At 61.8% G+C, this 16,449-nt stretch carries 21 protein-coding genes; 5 read left to right on the plus strand and 16 right to left on the minus strand.

Translation table 11 applies throughout. From position 1 onward, the window contains the following. Nucleotides 1–50 precede the first annotated feature (50 nt). From LOH54_RS01670 to LOH54_RS01700, 7 genes are all read right to left on the minus strand, one after another. Nucleotides 51–260 (minus strand): DUF4492 domain-containing protein, encoded by a 210-nt coding sequence (locus LOH54_RS01670; protein ID WP_231019980.1) that lies wholly within the window; start codon nt 258–260, stop codon nt 51–53. A 14-nt stretch (nt 261–274) separates the two neighbouring features. Then, nucleotides 275–640 carry a NifB/NifX family molybdenum-iron cluster-binding protein gene (locus LOH54_RS01675; RefSeq protein WP_231019982.1) on the minus strand — a complete coding sequence of 122 codons (366 nt, stop codon included), beginning with the start codon at nt 638–640 and terminating at the stop codon, nt 275–277. Beyond that, on the minus strand, nt 637–1,035 hold the full coding sequence (locus LOH54_RS01680) for a NifB/NifX family molybdenum-iron cluster-binding protein (RefSeq protein ID WP_231019984.1): 399 nt from the start codon (nt 1,033–1,035) through the stop codon (nt 637–639). The genes LOH54_RS01675 and LOH54_RS01680 overlap by 4 nt, the downstream gene beginning before the upstream one ends. Further along, nucleotides 1,032–1,505 (minus strand): rhodanese-like domain-containing protein, encoded by a 474-nt coding sequence (locus LOH54_RS01685; RefSeq protein ID WP_231019985.1) that lies wholly within the window; start codon nt 1,503–1,505, stop codon nt 1,032–1,034. Before LOH54_RS01685 ends, LOH54_RS01680 begins: the two co-directional genes overlap by 4 nt. A 28-nt stretch (nt 1,506–1,533) precedes the next feature. Next, a complete protein-coding gene (locus LOH54_RS01690) occupies nt 1,534–1,929 on the minus strand; it encodes a rhodanese-like domain-containing protein (RefSeq protein WP_231019987.1) in 396 nt (131 codons plus the stop codon). A 129-nt stretch (nt 1,930–2,058) separates the two neighbouring features. Next, nucleotides 2,059–2,871, minus strand: a complete 813-nt coding sequence (locus LOH54_RS01695) for a M90 family metallopeptidase (protein WP_231019989.1) — start codon at nt 2,869–2,871, stop codon at nt 2,059–2,061. Between the two features lie 117 nt (nt 2,872–2,988). Continuing rightward, on the minus strand, nt 2,989–3,699 hold the full coding sequence (locus LOH54_RS01700; RefSeq protein ID WP_231019991.1) for a DUF434 domain-containing protein: 711 nt from the start codon (nt 3,697–3,699) through the stop codon (nt 2,989–2,991). Between the two features lie 44 nt (nt 3,700–3,743). On the opposite strand from LOH54_RS01700, the gene LOH54_RS01705 reads away from it, so the two are divergent. Beyond that, nucleotides 3,744–4,694 (plus strand): MBL fold metallo-hydrolase, encoded by a 951-nt coding sequence (locus LOH54_RS01705; RefSeq protein WP_231019992.1) that lies wholly within the window; start codon nt 3,744–3,746, stop codon nt 4,692–4,694. Here the strand turns inward: LOH54_RS01705 and LOH54_RS01710 are convergent, their stop codons facing one another. From LOH54_RS01710 to LOH54_RS01725, 4 genes are read right to left on the minus strand one after another with little or no spacing between them, the layout of a single operon-like run. After that, the gene (locus tag LOH54_RS01710) at nt 4,695–5,288 is read right to left on the minus strand and encodes a flavin reductase family protein (protein ID WP_231019994.1); all 594 of its coding nucleotides are present in this window, start codon (nt 5,286–5,288) and stop codon (nt 4,695–4,697) included. Next, nucleotides 5,272–7,257: a transglutaminase TgpA family protein gene (locus LOH54_RS01715; protein ID WP_231019996.1), complete on the minus strand. Its 1,986-nt coding sequence runs from the start codon at nt 7,255–7,257 to the stop codon at nt 5,272–5,274. The genes LOH54_RS01710 and LOH54_RS01715 overlap by 17 nt, the downstream gene beginning before the upstream one ends. Before the next feature lie 25 nt (nt 7,258–7,282). Beyond that, on the minus strand, nt 7,283–8,125 hold the full coding sequence (locus LOH54_RS01720; RefSeq protein WP_231019998.1) for a DUF58 domain-containing protein: 843 nt from the start codon (nt 8,123–8,125) through the stop codon (nt 7,283–7,285). Beyond that, on the minus strand, nt 8,118–9,038 hold the full coding sequence (locus tag LOH54_RS01725) for an AAA family ATPase (protein WP_231020000.1): 921 nt from the start codon (nt 9,036–9,038) through the stop codon (nt 8,118–8,120). The genes LOH54_RS01720 and LOH54_RS01725 overlap by 8 nt, the downstream gene beginning before the upstream one ends. Before the next feature lie 131 nt (nt 9,039–9,169). Between LOH54_RS01725 and LOH54_RS01730 the strand changes: the two genes are divergently transcribed. Both LOH54_RS01730 and LOH54_RS01735 read left to right on the plus strand, forming a co-directional pair. Next, nucleotides 9,170–9,682 carry a YeeE/YedE thiosulfate transporter family protein gene (locus LOH54_RS01730; RefSeq protein ID WP_231020002.1) on the plus strand — a complete coding sequence of 171 codons (513 nt, stop codon included), beginning with the start codon at nt 9,170–9,172 and terminating at the stop codon, nt 9,680–9,682. Beyond that, nucleotides 9,675–10,277: a YeeE/YedE thiosulfate transporter family protein gene (locus tag LOH54_RS01735; RefSeq protein WP_231020004.1), complete on the plus strand. Its 603-nt coding sequence runs from the start codon at nt 9,675–9,677 to the stop codon at nt 10,275–10,277. Before LOH54_RS01730 ends, LOH54_RS01735 begins: the two co-directional genes overlap by 8 nt. 10 nt (nt 10,278–10,287) lie before the next feature. Here the strand turns inward: LOH54_RS01735 and LOH54_RS01740 are convergent, their stop codons facing one another. From LOH54_RS01740 to LOH54_RS01760, 5 genes are all read right to left on the minus strand, one after another. Next, nucleotides 10,288–11,457: a sensor histidine kinase gene (locus tag LOH54_RS01740; protein ID WP_231020005.1), complete on the minus strand. Its 1,170-nt coding sequence runs from the start codon at nt 11,455–11,457 to the stop codon at nt 10,288–10,290. Continuing rightward, entirely contained in the window at nt 11,450–12,103 is a 654-nt protein-coding gene (locus tag LOH54_RS01745) for a response regulator transcription factor (RefSeq protein ID WP_231020008.1), read from the minus strand. Before LOH54_RS01745 ends, LOH54_RS01740 begins: the two co-directional genes overlap by 8 nt. Before the next feature lie 65 nt (nt 12,104–12,168). Further along, complete coding sequence (locus LOH54_RS01750) at nt 12,169–12,375, minus strand: SHOCT domain-containing protein (protein ID WP_231020009.1); 207 nt, start codon at nt 12,373–12,375, stop codon at nt 12,169–12,171. A gap of 42 nt (nt 12,376–12,417) precedes the next feature. Continuing rightward, nucleotides 12,418–12,759 carry a hypothetical protein gene (locus LOH54_RS01755; protein ID WP_231020011.1) on the minus strand — a complete coding sequence of 114 codons (342 nt, stop codon included), beginning with the start codon at nt 12,757–12,759 and terminating at the stop codon, nt 12,418–12,420. A gap of 70 nt (nt 12,760–12,829) precedes the next feature. Further along, entirely contained in the window at nt 12,830–14,869 is a 2,040-nt protein-coding gene (locus LOH54_RS01760) for a copper-translocating P-type ATPase (RefSeq protein ID WP_231020013.1), read from the minus strand. A 168-nt stretch (nt 14,870–15,037) separates the two neighbouring features. Here LOH54_RS01760 and LOH54_RS01765 point away from each other — a divergent pair, with 168 nt between their 5' ends. Beyond that, a complete protein-coding gene (locus tag LOH54_RS01765; protein WP_231020015.1) occupies nt 15,038–16,159 on the plus strand; it encodes a porin in 1,122 nt (373 codons plus the stop codon). Between the two features lie 9 nt (nt 16,160–16,168). Further along, entirely contained in the window at nt 16,169–16,429 is a 261-nt protein-coding gene (locus LOH54_RS01770) for a hypothetical protein (protein ID WP_231020017.1), read from the plus strand. Nucleotides 16,430–16,449: the final 20 nt, after the last annotated feature.

The raw sequence follows: 16,449 nt of genomic DNA on the forward strand, positions 1-16,449 counted from the left end.
TCCCCTTCTGGGGTGCAGAGTATTATAGTATCGAATAAACTACTGGGGGGTTACGGTGTGCCCGTCAGCTGTCGGCTGACATACTCCTGCCGCGCTTCGTCACTGTCGAAGCGGCTCTGCAGGGTATCGTTGAAAAAGAGCAGCTTGATTACGCCGAAAAGAATGAGAAGCTTGACGGCCACGACGGTCCAGAGCGTACGGCCAAGCCGCATGGCGCTGAAACCGTCCCGGTAAAAACGGTAAATGGCTGAAAGCTTCATGATCTCATCCTTGCTCAGTGGGTGGAACAGGTCCCTTTGCCGCCGAGGGCGCCGAGGGCGTTACGCATCAGGCGTTCGACGGAGTCGCGTACCGTCGGCGATTCGCGGTCGACATAGACGGTGAGGCCCGCCTGTTCAAACCCTTTGGCCGGGGAGCCGCCGATACCCGAAACGACCAGCGCGTCCGGGTGCAGGGCCATGATATTGGCGACGGCGTTGCCGCAGCCGCCGGCATCGTGGCCTGGGTTGACGATACCTTCGACATCCATTATACGATTATTTTCGACGGTGACGAGGGTGTAGTACTTGGCCTTGCCGAAGTGCGCCCCGCGGCGGGAGAGGAATCCCATGTCTTCATCGGTCGGGAATACGATTTTCATGCTGCTTTCTCCTCTAGATAGTTTTTGACGGCTTCATCGGCGGTTTCGCCGTGTTTCTCGCGGATCTTCTTGACGGTGATGCCGGCGCGGTCGACCGCCTCTTTCATATGCGTTCCGATCATGCGTACGAGCATCATCTCGACACCGGCGAGGTTGGAGAGGCTCTTGCCGTGTCCCTTGATATGCTCCTCGTCTTCGGCGTGGTGATGCCCGTGATGGCCGTCGTGGTCCTCATGGTCATGGTGATCGAGATGGTCGTCGTGGGCATGCCCGCTTTGCGGCGCCTCGACGATCCGCTCGAAGACGGTGTCGTCGAAGAGGGCGTAGTAGGGGGCCTGCCCCGTGCGTTTGACGATTTTGAGGTTTTCACCCTCTACGGGGATGGCGATTTTCATTTTGATTCCTTTATCGGTGCGTTTTTTGTCGTATCGGAAGTTGCGAGCGCGACGATGCCCCCTTTGAGCACCTGTACGTTCTTGATCCCGATCATTTTCAGCCCCATGGCCGCCATCGTTGCCCGCGTACCGGAGTAGCAGACAAGGATGATCGGGCGGTCCGTGGGGAGGGCGTCGAGGTTCGTTTTTTCGAACAGGTGCTCGACGGGGACGTGTCTGGAACCTGCAGTGCCCAGACCGACGACGGAGGCTTCCCCTTCGGTCCGGATATCGAGCAGGAGCATCGGTTTGGCTTCGCGCAGCATCTTCATGACGTCGTCGGCCTTGACGAAGAGCGTCGAGTTGGCGCACGCCTTGTGGGTCATGTGGGAGAAGAAGCCGTCAAACTCGGCGGCTTTCGCGGCGTCGTAGGCGAAAGCGGAAGCGGCCAGTGCGCTCAGTGCGATCAGGGAGATCACTGTTTTTCTCATGCGGTTTTTCCTTTGTATCGTGCCGGTCTCAGCGGCCGCTGTGGGCGTAGTGTGCTTCGATCAGCGCCGTGACGCTGGTGTCGAGGATATAGACATTGGCATAGCCCATCATCTCGAGGTAGGCCATGACGCGGTTGCCGAACCACCCTTTGACGCAGGCGGTGATAATCGGGGTCGTTTTGTCTTCGGGCAGCAGGTCCAGGGAGGCGGCAAAAGCCGGGTAGGGCGTGTAATGGGCATTTTTGATCCCCGCTTCCTGGGCATTTTCGCCCTCCACCTTCGCCGGCGGCCGGACGTCAAAGAGCACGGCACCGGCGTCCATCAGCAGTTCCCGCGCTTTGTGCAGGTCGATATGGCCGAGGTTCTCTTTGGCGACGTCGTTGGCGATAATGGATGCCAGACGCTCATTGAAATTCTCATTCATTTTTACTCCTTATGAAAATAATCTGTCAGCATTATAATACTTGACGATTAAACTAAAATAAAAATATAGTTTTATCGTCAGACGAGAATCGTTTACGGTTGCAGTGAAAAGAGCTGATATATGGCAGTATCAGCCGTAGTAGGCGGAAAAGAGGGTGTAGAGTTCGGGGTAGTGCTGCTCGAAAGCGTCGGGCTGCATAAAGTAGCGCTCGGAAGCGACGGCAAAAAACTCGGCCATGTCCGTGGCGGCATAAGTACCGAGGAGCTGCTGCTTTTCGTTCAGGTGCCCGTGCTCCGTGGCGGCCGCGAGGTGTTTGAACTCCCGCGCCATGACGTGCTCCCATTTGGGGGCGCTCTCTTTGGGCAGCAGCGGAACGCCGTCGGTCAGCCCGTCCTCGAAGTCGAGGAGATGGGCGAATTCGTGAATGACGACGTTGTACTCGGAGGGGTGGTAGGCCTCGGCTTCCACGTCGGGCCAGGCAAGGACGACGGTATCGTGGGAGGATTGCCCGTCAAGCACCGCACGTTGTTCCGAAACGATCCCGCCGTGTTCATGGTACTCATCGACAAGGAAACCGTCCGCGTAAATGATGATGCCCTCCAGCGTCGGGTAGTCGTAGGATTCGGGCCGGTGCCGCACGATCATACAGGCGTAAAAGGCGATGACGGCTTTCATCTCCTCCGTCACCTCAAGCCCGACACCGCTGAAGGGTTTCGTATAGACAAAACGCAGGACGGCACGTTCGATACGCCGGCGCTCCTCTTCGCTGAGCTGAGGATAGTGAACGGTCCGTTCCAGGTAACGGCGCCACTCCTCGGGAAAAGGCATGGTGCGCAGCGTCTCCAGGAGCCTGTTGCGGCGGCGTGCGCGAACATAGACAATGGAGGCCCAGAGCACGAACAGTAAAAAGAAGATGGATAAAAGCGCGAGAGGATACGTCATAGTATGCGCCCATTCGTTGGAGCAAACGGCCAACACTCCAGGGAGGCCGTCTGATAGTGCAATCTTAACACAGCTTGCTTAGGAGGTTCTGAGGGGTGCAGGGCCTTTGCAGAGGGTTTAAGCATCGGCGGGAGAACGCAGGTCGATAAGGCGCGCATCCGGGATCCGTGTGCGGATGATCCAGCCGGCGAGGTCGAACCATGCGACCCCGCTGGCGAGGATCTCCGAATCGGCGGTGACGGCGACGCCGCCGCACCGTTTCACTTTGGCGTCGACCTCGTCGGCCGTGAGCGCCTCCATTGGGACCGAGAGCCTGTGTGCGGTATCGTTGACGAGGGCGGCGACCCTGCCGCTGTTGGAAACGGGGCGGTCGAAGAGCCACAGCACCTCGGCGACCCCGGCCTCTTTGAGCGCAGTGGCGGCGACGGTGATGGCCTCCTCGGTTTCAGCCCGAAGAGCGTAGGCGCCGTGGATATTGGCGATGTCGCGGTAGCAGCCGTCTGTCCCGATGAGGATGATGCCTCCGCCCAGCGCCGTTTCGAGGGTAATCAGCAGGTTGAAACCGTCGATGCAGAGCGCTTTGCCCCGCAGCGTCTCGAAGGCCAGGGGGGAGTGTCTCGGTGCGCCGTCGCCGGCGGTATGCACGATGGCGAGCCGTTCACGCTCGACGAGCTGAAAATGGTTGCCGACCAGAACGAGGGCCGCCTTGGTGCTGTAGCCGCGCTGCAGCAGCCACGAGAGGTCGCCGACGGCCTGCCGCAGCACGGCAAGCCGCTTCGGATCGAAAAAGAGGGTGTCTTCGGGGGCCAATCCACGGTGTTTGCGCATTCAGGGGTACCTCCAGAAACCCTATATTGTACTATACTATGCGTATGAAACTGACCTTCCTTGGAACAAGCGCGGGAAAACCGACGAAGGAGCGCAACGTCACGGCGCTGGCGCTGCAGATGGAGCAGGAGCCGCAATGGTACCTCTTCGACTGCGGGGAGGGGACCCAGCACCAACTGCTGCGCACGCGCCCCTCCGTCGGAAAACTGGCCGCGATCTTCATCACCCATATGCACGGCGACCACATCTTCGGGCTGCCGGGCCTGCTGGCATCAAAGCGGATGGACAGGGCCTTCCGTCCGCTGCGCATTTACGGGCCCAAAGGGATCGCCGCATTCATCAACTGCTTTACGGACACCGACGCCGACTACCTTGGGTACGACCTGCAGATCATCGAGTACACGCCGGGGGATCAGTTTATCTTTGAGCGTTTCCGCGTCACTGTTATGCCGTTGGTGCACTCCATCGAGAGTCACGGCTTCTTGGTCAAAGAGAACGACACCGCCAACCGGCTCGACGAGGCGAAGCTGCGCAGTGAAGGCCTGGAACCCTCCCCGCTCTACGGGGAGCTGAAAAGGGGCCTGACCGTCACCGCCGGGGGGCGGGTCTACGAACCGCAGGCGTATATGCTGGAGCCGTTCCGGGGACGCTCACTCCTTATCGCCGGGGACAATGCGGAGCCTTCCGTACTGGGCGCGGCGCTGGAGGGGCTCGACCTGCTCGTGCACGAATGCACCTACACGCAGGCGATCTACGACAGTCTCGTCGAAAAACAGCTGCACACGACGGCCCGCGATCTTGGGCGCGCGGCGGGCGCTGCCGGCGTCGGCGCGCTCATCGCGACGCACATCAGCCCCCGCTTCGGCAGGGGCGGTCCCCATGAACTAAGCGAAATAGAGCAGGAGATCCGCTCAGCCTATGACGGCCCCTTGTTCATTGCCGAGGATTTCGACGTGTTCCGTCTTGGGCGGGACAGGAGGATAGAGCGGGAGTGATCAGGGGATCGGCGGCGGGGTGCGCTCCTCGCCGATATGGGCGTAGCTCTTGCCGATACGGGCGATGGGGTCGAAGGTGATCGTCATGCGCTCTTTGTCCGTGATGCAGACATCGTCGACGAACTGCGCCTTGATCTCGACGATGAGCGGGATCGTCTTGCTCTCCCCCAGGTCGACTTCGCTGTAAAAGTCGCAGAAAAAGGCGACGGGGGCACCTTCGATCATCGGCGGGTATTCCGGCACGGGGCGCGTATGGGGAATGGCGAACTGCTCCGCTTCGCTGACGTGGGCCTCGAGCTCCTTGGAGGAGAAATGCAGGTGCTCGAGCTGAGCTTCCGAGGCGATACAGACGGTGCACTTCTGCGTTTCGCGCAGGTTGCGCAGGGTGTCCTTGGGCGTGCCGTCGCTTTTGTGGCCGACAGAGAAGAGCATCGTCGGTGGGTTGGAGGAGAGGCCGGTGAAGTAGCTGAAGGGTGCCACGTTTACGACGCCGCTGCTCTCGGTGACGACCCAGGCGATCGGGCGGGGGATGATGGTCTGCGACATCAGTTTGTAGATGTCCCCGGCGTTGACAGCGTCATAGCTTACGAGCATCGGAGTCTCCTTTGGCGGTGGATTCGCGCAGAAAGGCGCGGATGGCCTTTTTGAATTGTACAGCATCTTCCTTGGCCGTGCCGTACTGCAGCCGGTGATAGAGGCGGTCGACCTCGGTCAGGGCGCTGCCGGGGTAGAGGTCGAGATAGCGCGTGAAAAGGCGGTGCAGCGTCTCCCCCTCTTCGCGTGCGAAGCCGCTGCGCTGCAGCCTTGAAAGCAGCGGGCGCAGCAGGCAGAGCAGCCTATCCTTGCAGCGCGGACGGCGCAGCCAGAGAAAGAGCGCCGCGCTGGCCAGCACGATCAGGGCGAAAGCGGCGGCCAGTTTGGCGGCCAGGGCGGGATGCTGCTTGACGTTTTCGAGCAGGCGCATCTGCCTGAAGTGGCTGTACTGCAGGACCCAGGTCTCCACCTGGTATTTGACATAGAGCAGGTAGAGGTTCAGCCGGGTCAGGCGCTCGCCGTTGTCTTCGAGCGTGCCGGTCTGACGCAGCAGTTCGGCGCTCTCGCTGTCGATGAATGCGGCGGCCGCCGTCGTTTCGACGCGTTGCCAGTGGTCGCCCAGGTAGACCTCCGCCCAGGCATGGGCGTCGCGCTCCTTGACGGCAAGGTAGTTTTTGACGCTGTTCTTGCGGTCGGCCTTGTAGCCCGTGACGACGCGGGCCGGCAGCCCCGCCAGCCTTGAGAGGGTCACGAAACTGCCCGCGAAATGGACGCAGTACCCTTTGTGTTTGTCGAAGAGGAAACTGTCGGCGGTGTGGTTGAGGTCCAGGGGCTCCGGGCGCAGGCTGTAAGTGAGATTTTGGTCGCGGAAAAAGTGCAAAAGGGCGTTGAGGCGCTGTTTCGGGTCGGGGTTGGCTGCCGCGATCGTGTCGGCGGCTTTTGCGCTGCGGGGGTTGGCGCTGCGGTTGACGTCGCGGGCGTAGGCTAAAACGGTGCGTTCCGTGCGGTCGCCGTAGCGGTAGACGAGGGCCGATCCCGCGTCGTAGTGCTGCGGTTCGTCAACGGGTTTCTCCAGCGTCGTTTCGAAGTCGGCGTTGATCGTCGCCCCCTCCGGGGCCTCGAGCGGCAGGTCGAGGAGGTAGAGCCACTTCTTGTGGGTCGGGTAGAGCGACACCTTGTAGGCGGTCACATCATCGGCGGAACGGTACATCCCCTCCTGGGCGCGCTGTTTCGGCGCGAAGGCCCTTCTGACATAGGCGGGAAGCGGCTCCCAGTGATCTTTTTTATCGCGGTAGAGGACGCTGCCGCGGAAATAGAGCTGACCATCGGGCGGCATCGCGTTCTGGAATCCCACCTCCATGACGATGCGTTCGGAGGGCACCAGCAGGGCGGCGCCGTCCATGCGCATCGTGCCGTCGTGGCCGGTCCGGGTGATTTCGTCGCCCCGGAAACCGTACGAGGCGTGCTCAAACGAGATGCGGGGAAAGAAGAAAAAGAGCAGCACGACCCAGGGCAGCGACAGGGCGAAAAGCATCCCCGTGACCCGGAGGCTCGAGAGCGCGTCGGCGCGGGTGCGGTAGGCGAGGATGAGCCACAGCAGGACGAAGACCTCGAAAACGACGTAGACGAGCATCGCGATGGAGTCGAAAAAGAAGAGCGACAGGGCCAGGATCAGCACCGGGGAGACGAGCAGGTAGAAGTTGATCGTCCGGGTCAGCCGCTGCAGGCTGACGGCGAGCAGCAGGAGGTAGAGGATGAGCTCGACAAAGAGCTTCAGCCGCGAGAGCCCCGCGAAGTTGAAGGCGCCGTAGATGGAGAAGAAGATGGCGAAGAGGCCGGCCAGCGCGACGAGCAGCAGGGTCGCCGCGCTGCCTCGTTTGCGGGCCAGCAGCAGCACGAGCACCAGCAGCAGAAAGAGGAGCATCGGCGCCTTGACCAGCAGCAGTACCGGGGTCACCACCGCCAGATAGGCGAGGTCGAGCAAAAAGAGTTCGCGGTTTTCGCGCCAGGCGCGCAGGCGCTTTGCCATGCGGCTCCTCCCCGCTGCCGCGGGATCAGTAAAGCGCGAGATAGCCGAGAATCTCATCGATCCCCTCCTTTTTGCTGTCAAGCACCTTGCGGGGCATGAGGATGGTAAAGGGGAGGCGCGCGGCCTCGCACTCGAGGGCCCAGAGGGTCAGCTGCGAGAGGCGGGCTTCGTCATCCCTGCCGCTGCGGACGAAGTCGAATTGCAGGCTCTCCGTCCGTCGTTCACGGTCGAAGCTTTTCACGGCGAGTTCGCCCCTGGCGACGGAGGGCCAGTGGATGCGCGAAGGGCTCTCCGCGCCGCTGTAGCTGCGCAGCCCCTCAAAATCCGTTTCATCCCCGAAGGGGGAGCGTTGCCGCAGCAGGAAGCTGCGCAGGGGTTCGCCCCTGGGTTCAGGGTAGACGATGCGCTCGCAGCTCTTGGCGATCTCGAGGACGAAACGGACCGTCGAGAGGGGAAAGAGGCTCTGCAGGGTGCAGGGCCCCGCCTCAAAGTGCCCCCGCCGCTCGGGGCTGAGCTGCAGCGCGGCACTGAGCGTCGTGTGCGGGGGGATTTCGGGCAGGGTGTTGAGGGCCTCCCCGCCGTGCAGTTCGACGGCCCAGGCCCCCAGCGCAGAGGTGTTGCGTATTTTGAAATGGCACTGCGTTGTCCTGCGGGCGAAGAGGCGGTCGCAGCCGTTTGGTTCCGCCTCGAGGCAGCCGAGGTTGCGCAGCCCGAGCGGCCCGGCGGCAAAGGCGCTGGCAAAGACGAAAAAGAGGGTGATGTAGACGAGGTTGAAGTTGTGCATATAGGCCTCGAGAAAGAGGCTGAAGAGCAGGATGACGACCAGGAGGCTGAAGCGCGTCGCCCGTTGGCGGACGCGTCTACGCATCCGCAGGAACGTGCGAAAAGAGCTCATGGCGGATGCGGTTCAGGGTCGTGACCCCCTCTTTGAAGGCGAGGCGGTGGAGGCAGACTTCGCCGAGGACGGCCTGGACGTCGTCGGGGACGGCGTAGTCGCGCCCGTGCAGGTGGGCCCAGGCCCGTGTCATCGCCGCCAGCGCCAGTGCCCCCCGTGTCGAGAGGCCGTAGACGAAGCGGCCGCTGTCGCGGGTGTAGGCGATCAGCGACTGGAGGTACTCGATCAGCGCCGGGCTGAGGTGGACTGTCCGTACCGCCTCCATCGCCGTGTTGATCGCCGCGGCGTCCATGAGTGGCACCGCCGCGGCGGCACGGCTGCCTCCGCCCAGCAAGACGGCACGTTCCGCCTCTTTGTCCGGGTAGCCGATCCCGAACGAGCAGAGGAAACGGTCAAGCTGGGAGTGGGGCAGGGCAAAGGTGCCGACCTCTTCGTGGGGGTTCTGGGTCGCGATGACGAAGAAAGGCTCTTTGAGATCGTGGCTTTTGCCGTCGATGGTGACGTGGTGCTCCTCCATCGCTTCGAGCAGCGCCGACTGGGTTTTGGGCATGGAGCGGTTGATCTCGTCCGCGAGGAGGAACTGGGTGAAGATGGGGCCCTTTTTCAGGACGAACTTACCGCTCTCCTGGTCGAAGTAGCTGACCCCGAGGATGTCAGAGGGGAGCAGGTCCCCGGTAAACTGGACGCGGCCGAAATCGAGCCCCATGACGTTCGCGAAGGTCTTGGCGAGGGTCGTTTTCCCGACGCCGGGAATGTCTTCAAGCAGGACATGGCCTCCGGCGAAGAAGGCGGCGAGCGTCAGGGAGATGGCGTGGCGCTTGCCGAGCAGGTGGGCTTCGACGGCGTCGACAAGGGGGCGGAATTCGGGGGCGATTGTCTCATTCATGGCTTTATCATAGCATACCGTTTTGCACGATGATCAAAATATTTGAACGAAATTAAAAATTATCTTGATTTATGTTTTTCATTGTCAAATATTATAATTATAAAAACAAATAGGATTGATAAAGGATGATTATGATTAGACGTATTCCCTGGTGGGCCGGCGGACTGCTGATGGCGCTGCTCCTGCTGTTTACCTTCTCCGTTTTCGGAGCGGACCGTCCTATCGGTGCTTCGACCTACGTCCCCTACTTCGCGGGGCTGCTCTTCAATCTCGACCCCGAGCAGTACGGCTACCTCAAGCAGATCGACGGGGCCGGCGCCTGGGAGGGCGTGATGCTGCTGGGCGCGCTTTTCGGCGGGTTCGTCACCTCGGTCTTTATCACCAAGAGTTTCCGTTTCAGCGTCATTCCGACCGCATGGAAAAAGTATAAGAACGGCTCCGTCCTCTCCCGCCTGGCATGGAGCTTCGCGAGCGGCTTTTTTATGATCATCGGCGCGCGCCTGGCGGGGGGATGCACCAGCGGCCACTTCCTGAGCGGCATGAGCCAGACGGCGGTCAGCGCGATGATCTTCGGCGGCGTCGTGATGGCGACCCTACTCATAACGGGCCGTCTCTTCTACAAAAAGGAGGCGCAGGATGTTTGAGCGTATCATGGGGATGTTTGACACCGTCGCGAACGAGGGGCACGGTTCCATCGCCCTTGTCTTTGTCATCGGGATTCTCTTTGGGGGGATCATACAGTACAGCCGCGTCGACAAATTCGAGAAGATCGCCGGGTTCGCGATGCTGCGCGACACCGTCGTGCCGAAGATGCTTTTCCTGGCCGTAGGCGTGGCGAGTATCGGGCTCTACTTTATGATCGAAGCGGGATGGGCGCACTACCACATCAAGCCGATCCTGCTCGGCGGGCTTATCATCGGCGGGGTGATCTTCGGCGTCTCCATGGCGATCTTCGGCAAATGCCCGGGAACGGGCCCCGTATCCATCGCCGAGGGGCGGATCGACGTCCTCGTCGGGGCCATCGGCGGGCTGCTCGGCGGGCTCGTTTTTACCCTCTTCTACGAGCCGGTCTTCAAAACGATCATGGGGCCGGACCTCGGAAAAAGCGTCCTGACGGGGGGTGCCGGCGATTACGGCAGTGTGACAATCCTCGTTTTCGGGATCGCGCTGGTCGCCGTGAGCATGCTCATCCCGCTGCGGCAGGAGTTCGACGAAGCGGACCTGAACCGGCTGGGCTGAGCCGCGCGCTTTATTGTTTTGCCTCTCCCTGCGGAAAGCAGAGGCGGAACCGCGTCCCCTTCCCCTCCTCGGAATCGAGCGCAAGCGCGACCCCGTAGGCGTCGCAGATCCGTTTGACGATGGAGAGCCCCACTCCGAAGCCTCCGCCTATATCCGTGGCACGGGTGAACTGCTCGAAGATCCTGCGCTGCTGCTCCGGCGCTATCCCCATCCCCTCATCCACGACAATGATGCAATTATCATCCATTTCCAGCTGCACGGTTGCGCCCGCCGGGGAGTACTTGACGGCATTGCCGATAAGGTTGCCCAGCAACAGCTGCGCCTCCGCCTCGGGGATGGCAATGTACAGGGTGTGCGTCTTGAGCAGAAGGCGCTGCTGTTTGCTCTCCATCAGCGGCCGGTAGTAGTCCGCGCTCTTTTGAGCTACCTTCGCCAGGTCGATAGCGTGGGGCGTTTCCGTTTTGCGCGCGAAATTGAGGTAGGTCAGGGAACGGTAGATGTCATAGAGCTGCCGGGTACTCGCCGTGATGTTGCGCAGGGTCTTCTCGCTGCAGCGGCCCGCTTGCAGGAGATGCTCGGCCGCCATGGAAAGGGCGGTGATGGGGGTGTTGAGCTCATGGGTGACGTCACTGACAAAGCGTTCGGTCTGTACGACGCGCTGATGCAGGGGGCGCATAAAGAGTTTGGACAGGGTCCAGGCGACGGTGGCGGCGAGCAGCGCGATGGCGGCCATCATCGCCAGGACGACCTCGCGCAGCTCCGCGAGCACCCCGAAGAGCGCATCGGAGCTGACGACGACGTAGCGGATACTCAGGTGCTCCTTCGGGGCGTCAGAGACGAGGACCATGCGTCCGCCGTACTCTCGGTAGTCGGGCCCGTCGGGAACGAGGGCGGGGGGGAGCTCCCCCGAGACAAGCCGCCCGTCCGTCCCGATCAGGGCGATGCGGACATCCCCGCCGTGTAGTGCGGGGATCTGCAGAGGGGTGCCGTGCATATGGGCCATGATGATCGCCGTGCCGATGCGATCGGCAATATGCTCCAGCCGGTAGTGCTCGTTGTTCTCGAAGGCGTGCTTTTGGGCCGTGTAGTACCAAAAGCCCGCCAGAAGGATGAAGAGAAAAGAGGAGACGATGTAGAGCCCCAGGAAAGAGTAGAAGGAGCGTTTTTCGAGTTCATTCATAGCGGTAGCCTATGCCGCGGACGGTGGTGATGCGTTCGCCGCCGATCAGCTCGCGCAGTCGGCGGATATGCGAGCGCAGGGTCGCGTCGCTGGGGAGCTGGTCGTAGGCCCAGAGGTTTTGCACCAGCTCTTCCGAAGAGAGGGTACGTCCGGGGTGGGCGAGGAAATACTCCAGCATCGCCGCCTCTTTCGGGGCGAGGGATTGCCGTCCCTGCGCCGTTTCGATGCGCTTGGCGTCCGGATCGTAGAAGCAGTCGTCTCCGAGCCTTACTTTCTGACGCTGTTCAATGTTGAAGAGCCGCTTGCTGTTCTCGATGCGCAGCCGCAGCTCTTCGAGGGCGAAGGGTTTGCGGATGTAGTCGTGGGCGCCGGCCTCGAATCCGGCCTTCAGCCTGGCCGTGTCTTCATAGGCGGTGACGAGGATGGCGGGGGTGGTAACGCTCAGTTCGCGCAGGCTCTGCAGCAGGGCGATGCCGTTCTGGCCGGGGACGTTGATGTCGAAAATGAAGAGGTCGTAGTGCTTTGCGTCGATCAGGGCCGTTGCTTCGTCGGCCGTATAGGCCCGGTCCGTCTCGTAATGATCCGCCAGGTAGTCGCCGACGATGTCGGAGAGAACGGGGTCGTCCTCGAGCAGGAGTATGCGCATGGCCCGCCTTCATTGGGAATGACCCAGTTTAATCTGTTTGCGGTTAGAAGCGGCTTTCTGGCGCTTCAGCCGTTTTCGGTCAACTCTGCCTTGAGCTTTTCGTAGGTACCGATATCGATCTCCCCGCGGGCCAGGCGTTCATCAAGCAGTTCAAGGGCCCTGGAACGCCGGCGGCCGTTGTCACGTCCGGCGGCGAGATAGAACACGGCGGCGATGATCAGCAGGGGAAGCAGCCACCACAGCCACATCCAGCCCATGCCGTAGGTATGCATCTTGTCTCCTTTTGTGGCGAGGCGTTATCCAAGGCAGTCGCCTCAGTTACCCCCGGTACACTTTTTCTGACCGCCCATGCCCTGGCCGCCCATATTTTTGCCGCCCATGCCCTGCGGCATCATGGGACCGCCTTTGCGCATCTTCATGTTACACATATTGAGCTCCTGCGTCGTCGTGGCGCTGTTGACGCAGCTCTTGACGTTGTCGAGGTGCTGCATCATCATCATACGGTCATGATTCATATCACCGTTCATCATCATTTTGCCCTGCTGCATGTTGCCTTGCTGCATGCCCATACCGTTGCACTTGCCCATTTGGGCGGCCGCCGTTGTCGTCAGTCCGAGTGCGAGCAGCACTGCCGCAGCGAGCGTGATCGTTTTCATCCTTCATCCTTTGAATGGTATTGAAGAACAGTGTAGTGGGATAGTGTGCAGAGAGTGTGCATGCCGGGCCTCAGTGTGCCGCCCGTTTGAGCAGCTGCGCATTCAGGGCGACGATGACGGTGCTGATGGACATCAAAACGGCGCCGAACGCCGGGCCGATGACGATGTTCCAGGGGGCGAGGACCCCGGCGGCGAGGGGGATGGCGACGAGGTTGTAGCCGCTTGCCCACCAGAGGTTCTCTTTCATCTTGCCGTAGGTGCGGCGCGAAAGCCGCACGGCGTCCACGACGCTGCGCAGGTCGCTTCGGGTCAGGATGATGTCGGCGCTGTCGATGGCGATGTCCGTCCCCGCGCCGACGGCGATGCCGATGTCTGCCCCAAGCAGGGAGGGGGCGTCGTTGACGCCGTCGCCGACCATCGCCACGCGCCTGCCTTCGGCCCGGCGCGCTTTGACAAAGGCGAGTTTTTCGTCAGGCAGCAGCCCCGCGCGATAACGGTCGATGCCCGTCATATCGGCGACGGAGGCGGCGACTGCCTCGTTGTCGCCGGTCAGCATCCAGGTCTTGATGCCGAAGGATTTCAGCGTCGCAACGGCATCCGCGGAGCTGTTGCGGATCCTGTCATCAAGGAGGATGACGCCGACGGGGCGGCGGTCGACGATGACCCAGACCGTCGTCGAGGCGCTGTCGCTGTACACCTGCAGGGGCGACGGGATGGCGAGCCTTTCGCGTGCAATGAGCTGCGGGCCGCCGACCATGACGGCACGCCCGTCGACCTCCGCCGAAGCCCCGATGCCGGGAATGGCTTTGAAGGCGTCGGCCCGGAGCGGGCGGACCCCGACGCTGTCGGCATAGGCGGTGACGGCGCGGGCGATGCTGTGCTCGGAATCGCGTTCCAGCGCGGCAGCATAGGCGAGCATTTCATTGTCATCTTCCAGGGCCACCGTTTTGCTGACGGCCAGGCGCCCTTCGGTGACGGTCCCCGTTTTGTCGAAGCAGATGGTGTCGATGCCGCGGAGGGCTTCGAAGGCCTGCCGGTTGCGGATAAGAATGCCCGATTTCGCCGCGAGCGACGTCGAGATGGCGACGACCAGCGGCACGGCAAGGCCCAGGGCGTGGGGGCAGGCGATAATGAGGACGGTCACGCCGCGCAGCACGGCGTCGGCGGGGGAGAGAAGCAGCGACCAGACGGCGAAGGTGGCACTCCCGGCGGCGAGCGCGGCATAGAAGAGCCACCCCGCGGCGCGGTTGGCCAGGTCCTGGGTGTGCGAGCGGCTCTGCTGGGCCTCTTTGACGAGGGCGATCACCTGCGATAGGTAGCTTTCGCTGCCGGCCTTGTCGATGCGAACGCGCAGGGCGCCATCGAGGTTGAGGGCGCCCATGAAGAGCGTTCCGCCTGCCGTTTTGAAGATGGGTTTGGACTCCCCCGTGAGCAGGGCCTCGTTGACACTGCTCTCTCCCGCTTCGACCGTACCGTCCGCGGCAATGTTCTCCCCGGGCCGCACGAGGATGAGGTCGCCGGGCTGCAGGGCCGTGACGTCGACGTTTTCCGAGGTGCCGTCCCGGTTCAGTCGCGTCGCCGTCTTCGGCATCAGCCGTACGAGGTCCTCAAGCGCGTCCGAGGCGCCGAGGATGCTTTTGGCCTCGATGTAGTGGCCGATGAGCATCACGTCGATCAGGGTGGCCAGCTCCCAGAAAAAGGCTTTGCCGCCGGGGAAGACGAGGGTGGAGACGGAGTAGCCGTAGGCGACGGTGATCGCCATCGAAATCAGGGTCATCATCCCCGGCTGCCGCGCTTTGAGTTCGTCCAGGGTCATTGTCAGGAAGGGTTTGCCGCCGTAGAGGTAGATAAACGTGGCAAGCAGGGCGGTGAGCTCTTCGCGGTAGGGGAAGTCGAAGCGGATGCCGGCCCAGTCCTGGAGCATCGGCGAGAAGAGGAGGATGGGAACGGTGACAATGAGCGAAACAATGAAGCGCCGCCGCATCTCCTCCATGTGGTGCATATGGCCCATGCCGCCGTGCCCATGCCCCGCATGCGCATGGGCCGCGGCATGCTCGGAGTGGTCATGCGCCATCGCGTGTACATGGTGCATCATGTGGTCGTGTTCCATGGGATACTCCTTCGTCAGACTGCTTTCCAACATCATAAAATGTTTGTGTGCACACAGTGTGCACACTATATTGATAGGGTTTTCGTAGACACTTTTTGGGTGCCGATTCAACGAACGGGCAGCTCCGATACCCACCGCGGGCGTCGGCGCCCGGGTTAAGGAGCAGTCATGAAATGTATGACGCGACAGGGAGTACTGCTGTTTTCCCTGGCGACGGTGCTGACGGCGCAGGACGACATTGCGCAGCTGCGCGAGGAGATCACTTCGCTGAAAACATCGGTGGCCGAACTGCAGCGGGCCCGGGAGACGAATGCCGACGGCGTTTTTACGCTCTCGGGGTATGCGGCGGCGGGGTATGCCTATGCCGAACACACCAACGGCGGTTTCGACCTGGTACAGTTCTCGCCGATTTTTCAGTACGCCTACGCGGACCTTGTCCTCTTCACCGGCGAACTTGAAACGAAAATGAATGACGATCTGGAAACGAGTGTGGAGCTGGAGTACGCCTCCGCAAGCATCTTCCTTAACGATTATATGGTGCTGGTTGCCGGGAAGTTTCTCTCCCCGCTGGGGCAGTTCCGGCAGAACCTGCACCCTTCGTGGATCAACAAATTGCCGACGGAGCCGATCGGTTTCGGAGAGGACGGCGCTGCCCCGATCTCCTTTACCGGTCTCGGCCTGCGCGGCGGGATCCCGCTGGGGGCGCTGCAAAGCAACTACACCCTTTTTGTCGCCAATGCCCCCGTGCTGGAGCTTGCCGATGATAACAACACGAGTATCGGCGCAATCGCCGCAGAAGGCCCTACCAGTTCCGATACCGCGGGCTACACCGTCGGTCTACGCTATGCCGTCGACCCGCTGCCCAACTGCGAGATCGGCGTCTCCGGCGCCTACGGCAAGGCGGCGCTCGAAGGCGAATCGAAACGCGATTACACCGTGTTTGATGCGGACCTCTCATGGCACTACGACGGCGCAGACCTGAAAGCGGAATACAGCCAGCAGACGGTCGGGAAGCTGGGCAGCAGCGTCGCCCCGGACACCTTCACCTGGAAGGCATGGTACGCGCAGCTGGCCTATCAGTTCGGGACGCTGCCCGTGGAGCCCGTCGTGCGATACGGCGCCTTCCGCCCGGCCGATTCCGACCTCGACCGTGACCAGGTGTCTATGGGGCTTAACTACCTGTTTGCCCCGAGTGTCATCGCCAAGGTGGCGTATGAGTTCAACAATGCGGACAAGGCGCCGGAATACGATGACAACCGCGTCCTGGCCCAGTTCGCCTTCGGTTTTTAGGAGGGGATGATGAACCGGTTTGCACAATTAATCTGTATCCAGGCGATGGTGGCGGGGGCCCTCTGCGCGGCGCCCGCCGGTGAGGGCGACCCCGTCAACGGGGCGAAGGTGTGGGCCGACACCTGTGTGCGGTGCCACAACATACGGCCCCCTTCGAACCTTTCCGAACGGGCATGGCGGATCTCCATGCAGCACATGCGGGTCCGCGCCAACCTGACGGGCAAAGAGGCGCGCGATACGCTGGCGTTTATTCTGGAATCAAAAGAGTGACCGCCGCGCGGCCCTTGAGG

This window comes from Sulfurimonas sp. HSL-3221, assembly GCF_021044585.1.
Lineage (GTDB): Bacteria > Campylobacterota > Campylobacteria > Campylobacterales > Sulfurimonadaceae > Thiomicrolovo > Thiomicrolovo sulfuroxydans.

Bases quoted from the DNA above. Each gene is read 5' to 3' on its own strand.
- LOH54_RS01715 (WP_231019996.1), bottom strand. From the start codon at position 7,257: ATGGCAAAGCGCCTGCGCGCCTGGCGCGAAAACCGCGAACTCTTTTTG.
- LOH54_RS01685 (WP_231019985.1), bottom strand. From the start codon at position 1,505: ATGAGAAAAACAGTGATCTCCCTGATCGCACTGAGCGCACTGGCCGCT.
- LOH54_RS01670 (WP_231019980.1), bottom strand. From the start codon at position 260: ATGAAGCTTTCAGCCATTTACCGTTTTTACCGGGACGGTTTCAGCGCC.
- LOH54_RS01740 (WP_231020005.1), bottom strand. From the start codon at position 11,457: ATGAATGAACTCGAAAAACGCTCCTTCTACTCTTTCCTGGGGCTCTAC.
- LOH54_RS01735 (WP_231020004.1), top strand. From the start codon at position 9,675: ATGTTTGAGCGTATCATGGGGATGTTTGACACCGTCGCGAACGAGGGG.
- LOH54_RS01680 (WP_231019984.1), bottom strand. From the start codon at position 1,035: ATGAAAATCGCCATCCCCGTAGAGGGTGAAAACCTCAAAATCGTCAAA.
- LOH54_RS01690 (WP_231019987.1), bottom strand. From the start codon at position 1,929: ATGAATGAGAATTTCAATGAGCGTCTGGCATCCATTATCGCCAACGAC.
- LOH54_RS01770 (WP_231020017.1), top strand. From the start codon at position 16,169: ATGAACCGGTTTGCACAATTAATCTGTATCCAGGCGATGGTGGCGGGG.
- LOH54_RS01695 (WP_231019989.1), bottom strand. From the start codon at position 2,871: ATGACGTATCCTCTCGCGCTTTTATCCATCTTCTTTTTACTGTTCGTG.
- LOH54_RS01755 (WP_231020011.1), bottom strand. From the start codon at position 12,759: ATGAAAACGATCACGCTCGCTGCGGCAGTGCTGCTCGCACTCGGACTG.
- LOH54_RS01710 (WP_231019994.1), bottom strand. From the start codon at position 5,288: ATGCTCGTAAGCTATGACGCTGTCAACGCCGGGGACATCTACAAACTG.
- LOH54_RS01725 (WP_231020000.1), bottom strand. From the start codon at position 9,038: ATGAATGAGACAATCGCCCCCGAATTCCGCCCCCTTGTCGACGCCGTC.
- LOH54_RS01760 (WP_231020013.1), bottom strand. From the start codon at position 14,869: ATGGAACACGACCACATGATGCACCATGTACACGCGATGGCGCATGAC.
- LOH54_RS01730 (WP_231020002.1), top strand. From the start codon at position 9,170: ATGATTAGACGTATTCCCTGGTGGGCCGGCGGACTGCTGATGGCGCTG.
- LOH54_RS01750 (WP_231020009.1), bottom strand. From the start codon at position 12,375: ATGCATACCTACGGCATGGGCTGGATGTGGCTGTGGTGGCTGCTTCCC.
- LOH54_RS01700 (WP_231019991.1), bottom strand. From the start codon at position 3,699: ATGCGCAAACACCGTGGATTGGCCCCCGAAGACACCCTCTTTTTCGAT.
- LOH54_RS01745 (WP_231020008.1), bottom strand. From the start codon at position 12,103: ATGCGCATACTCCTGCTCGAGGACGACCCCGTTCTCTCCGACATCGTC.
- LOH54_RS01765 (WP_231020015.1), top strand. From the start codon at position 15,038: ATGAAATGTATGACGCGACAGGGAGTACTGCTGTTTTCCCTGGCGACG.
- LOH54_RS01705 (WP_231019992.1), top strand. From the start codon at position 3,744: ATGAAACTGACCTTCCTTGGAACAAGCGCGGGAAAACCGACGAAGGAG.
- LOH54_RS01720 (WP_231019998.1), bottom strand. From the start codon at position 8,125: ATGCGTAGACGCGTCCGCCAACGGGCGACGCGCTTCAGCCTCCTGGTC.
- LOH54_RS01675 (WP_231019982.1), bottom strand. From the start codon at position 640: ATGAAAATCGTATTCCCGACCGATGAAGACATGGGATTCCTCTCCCGC.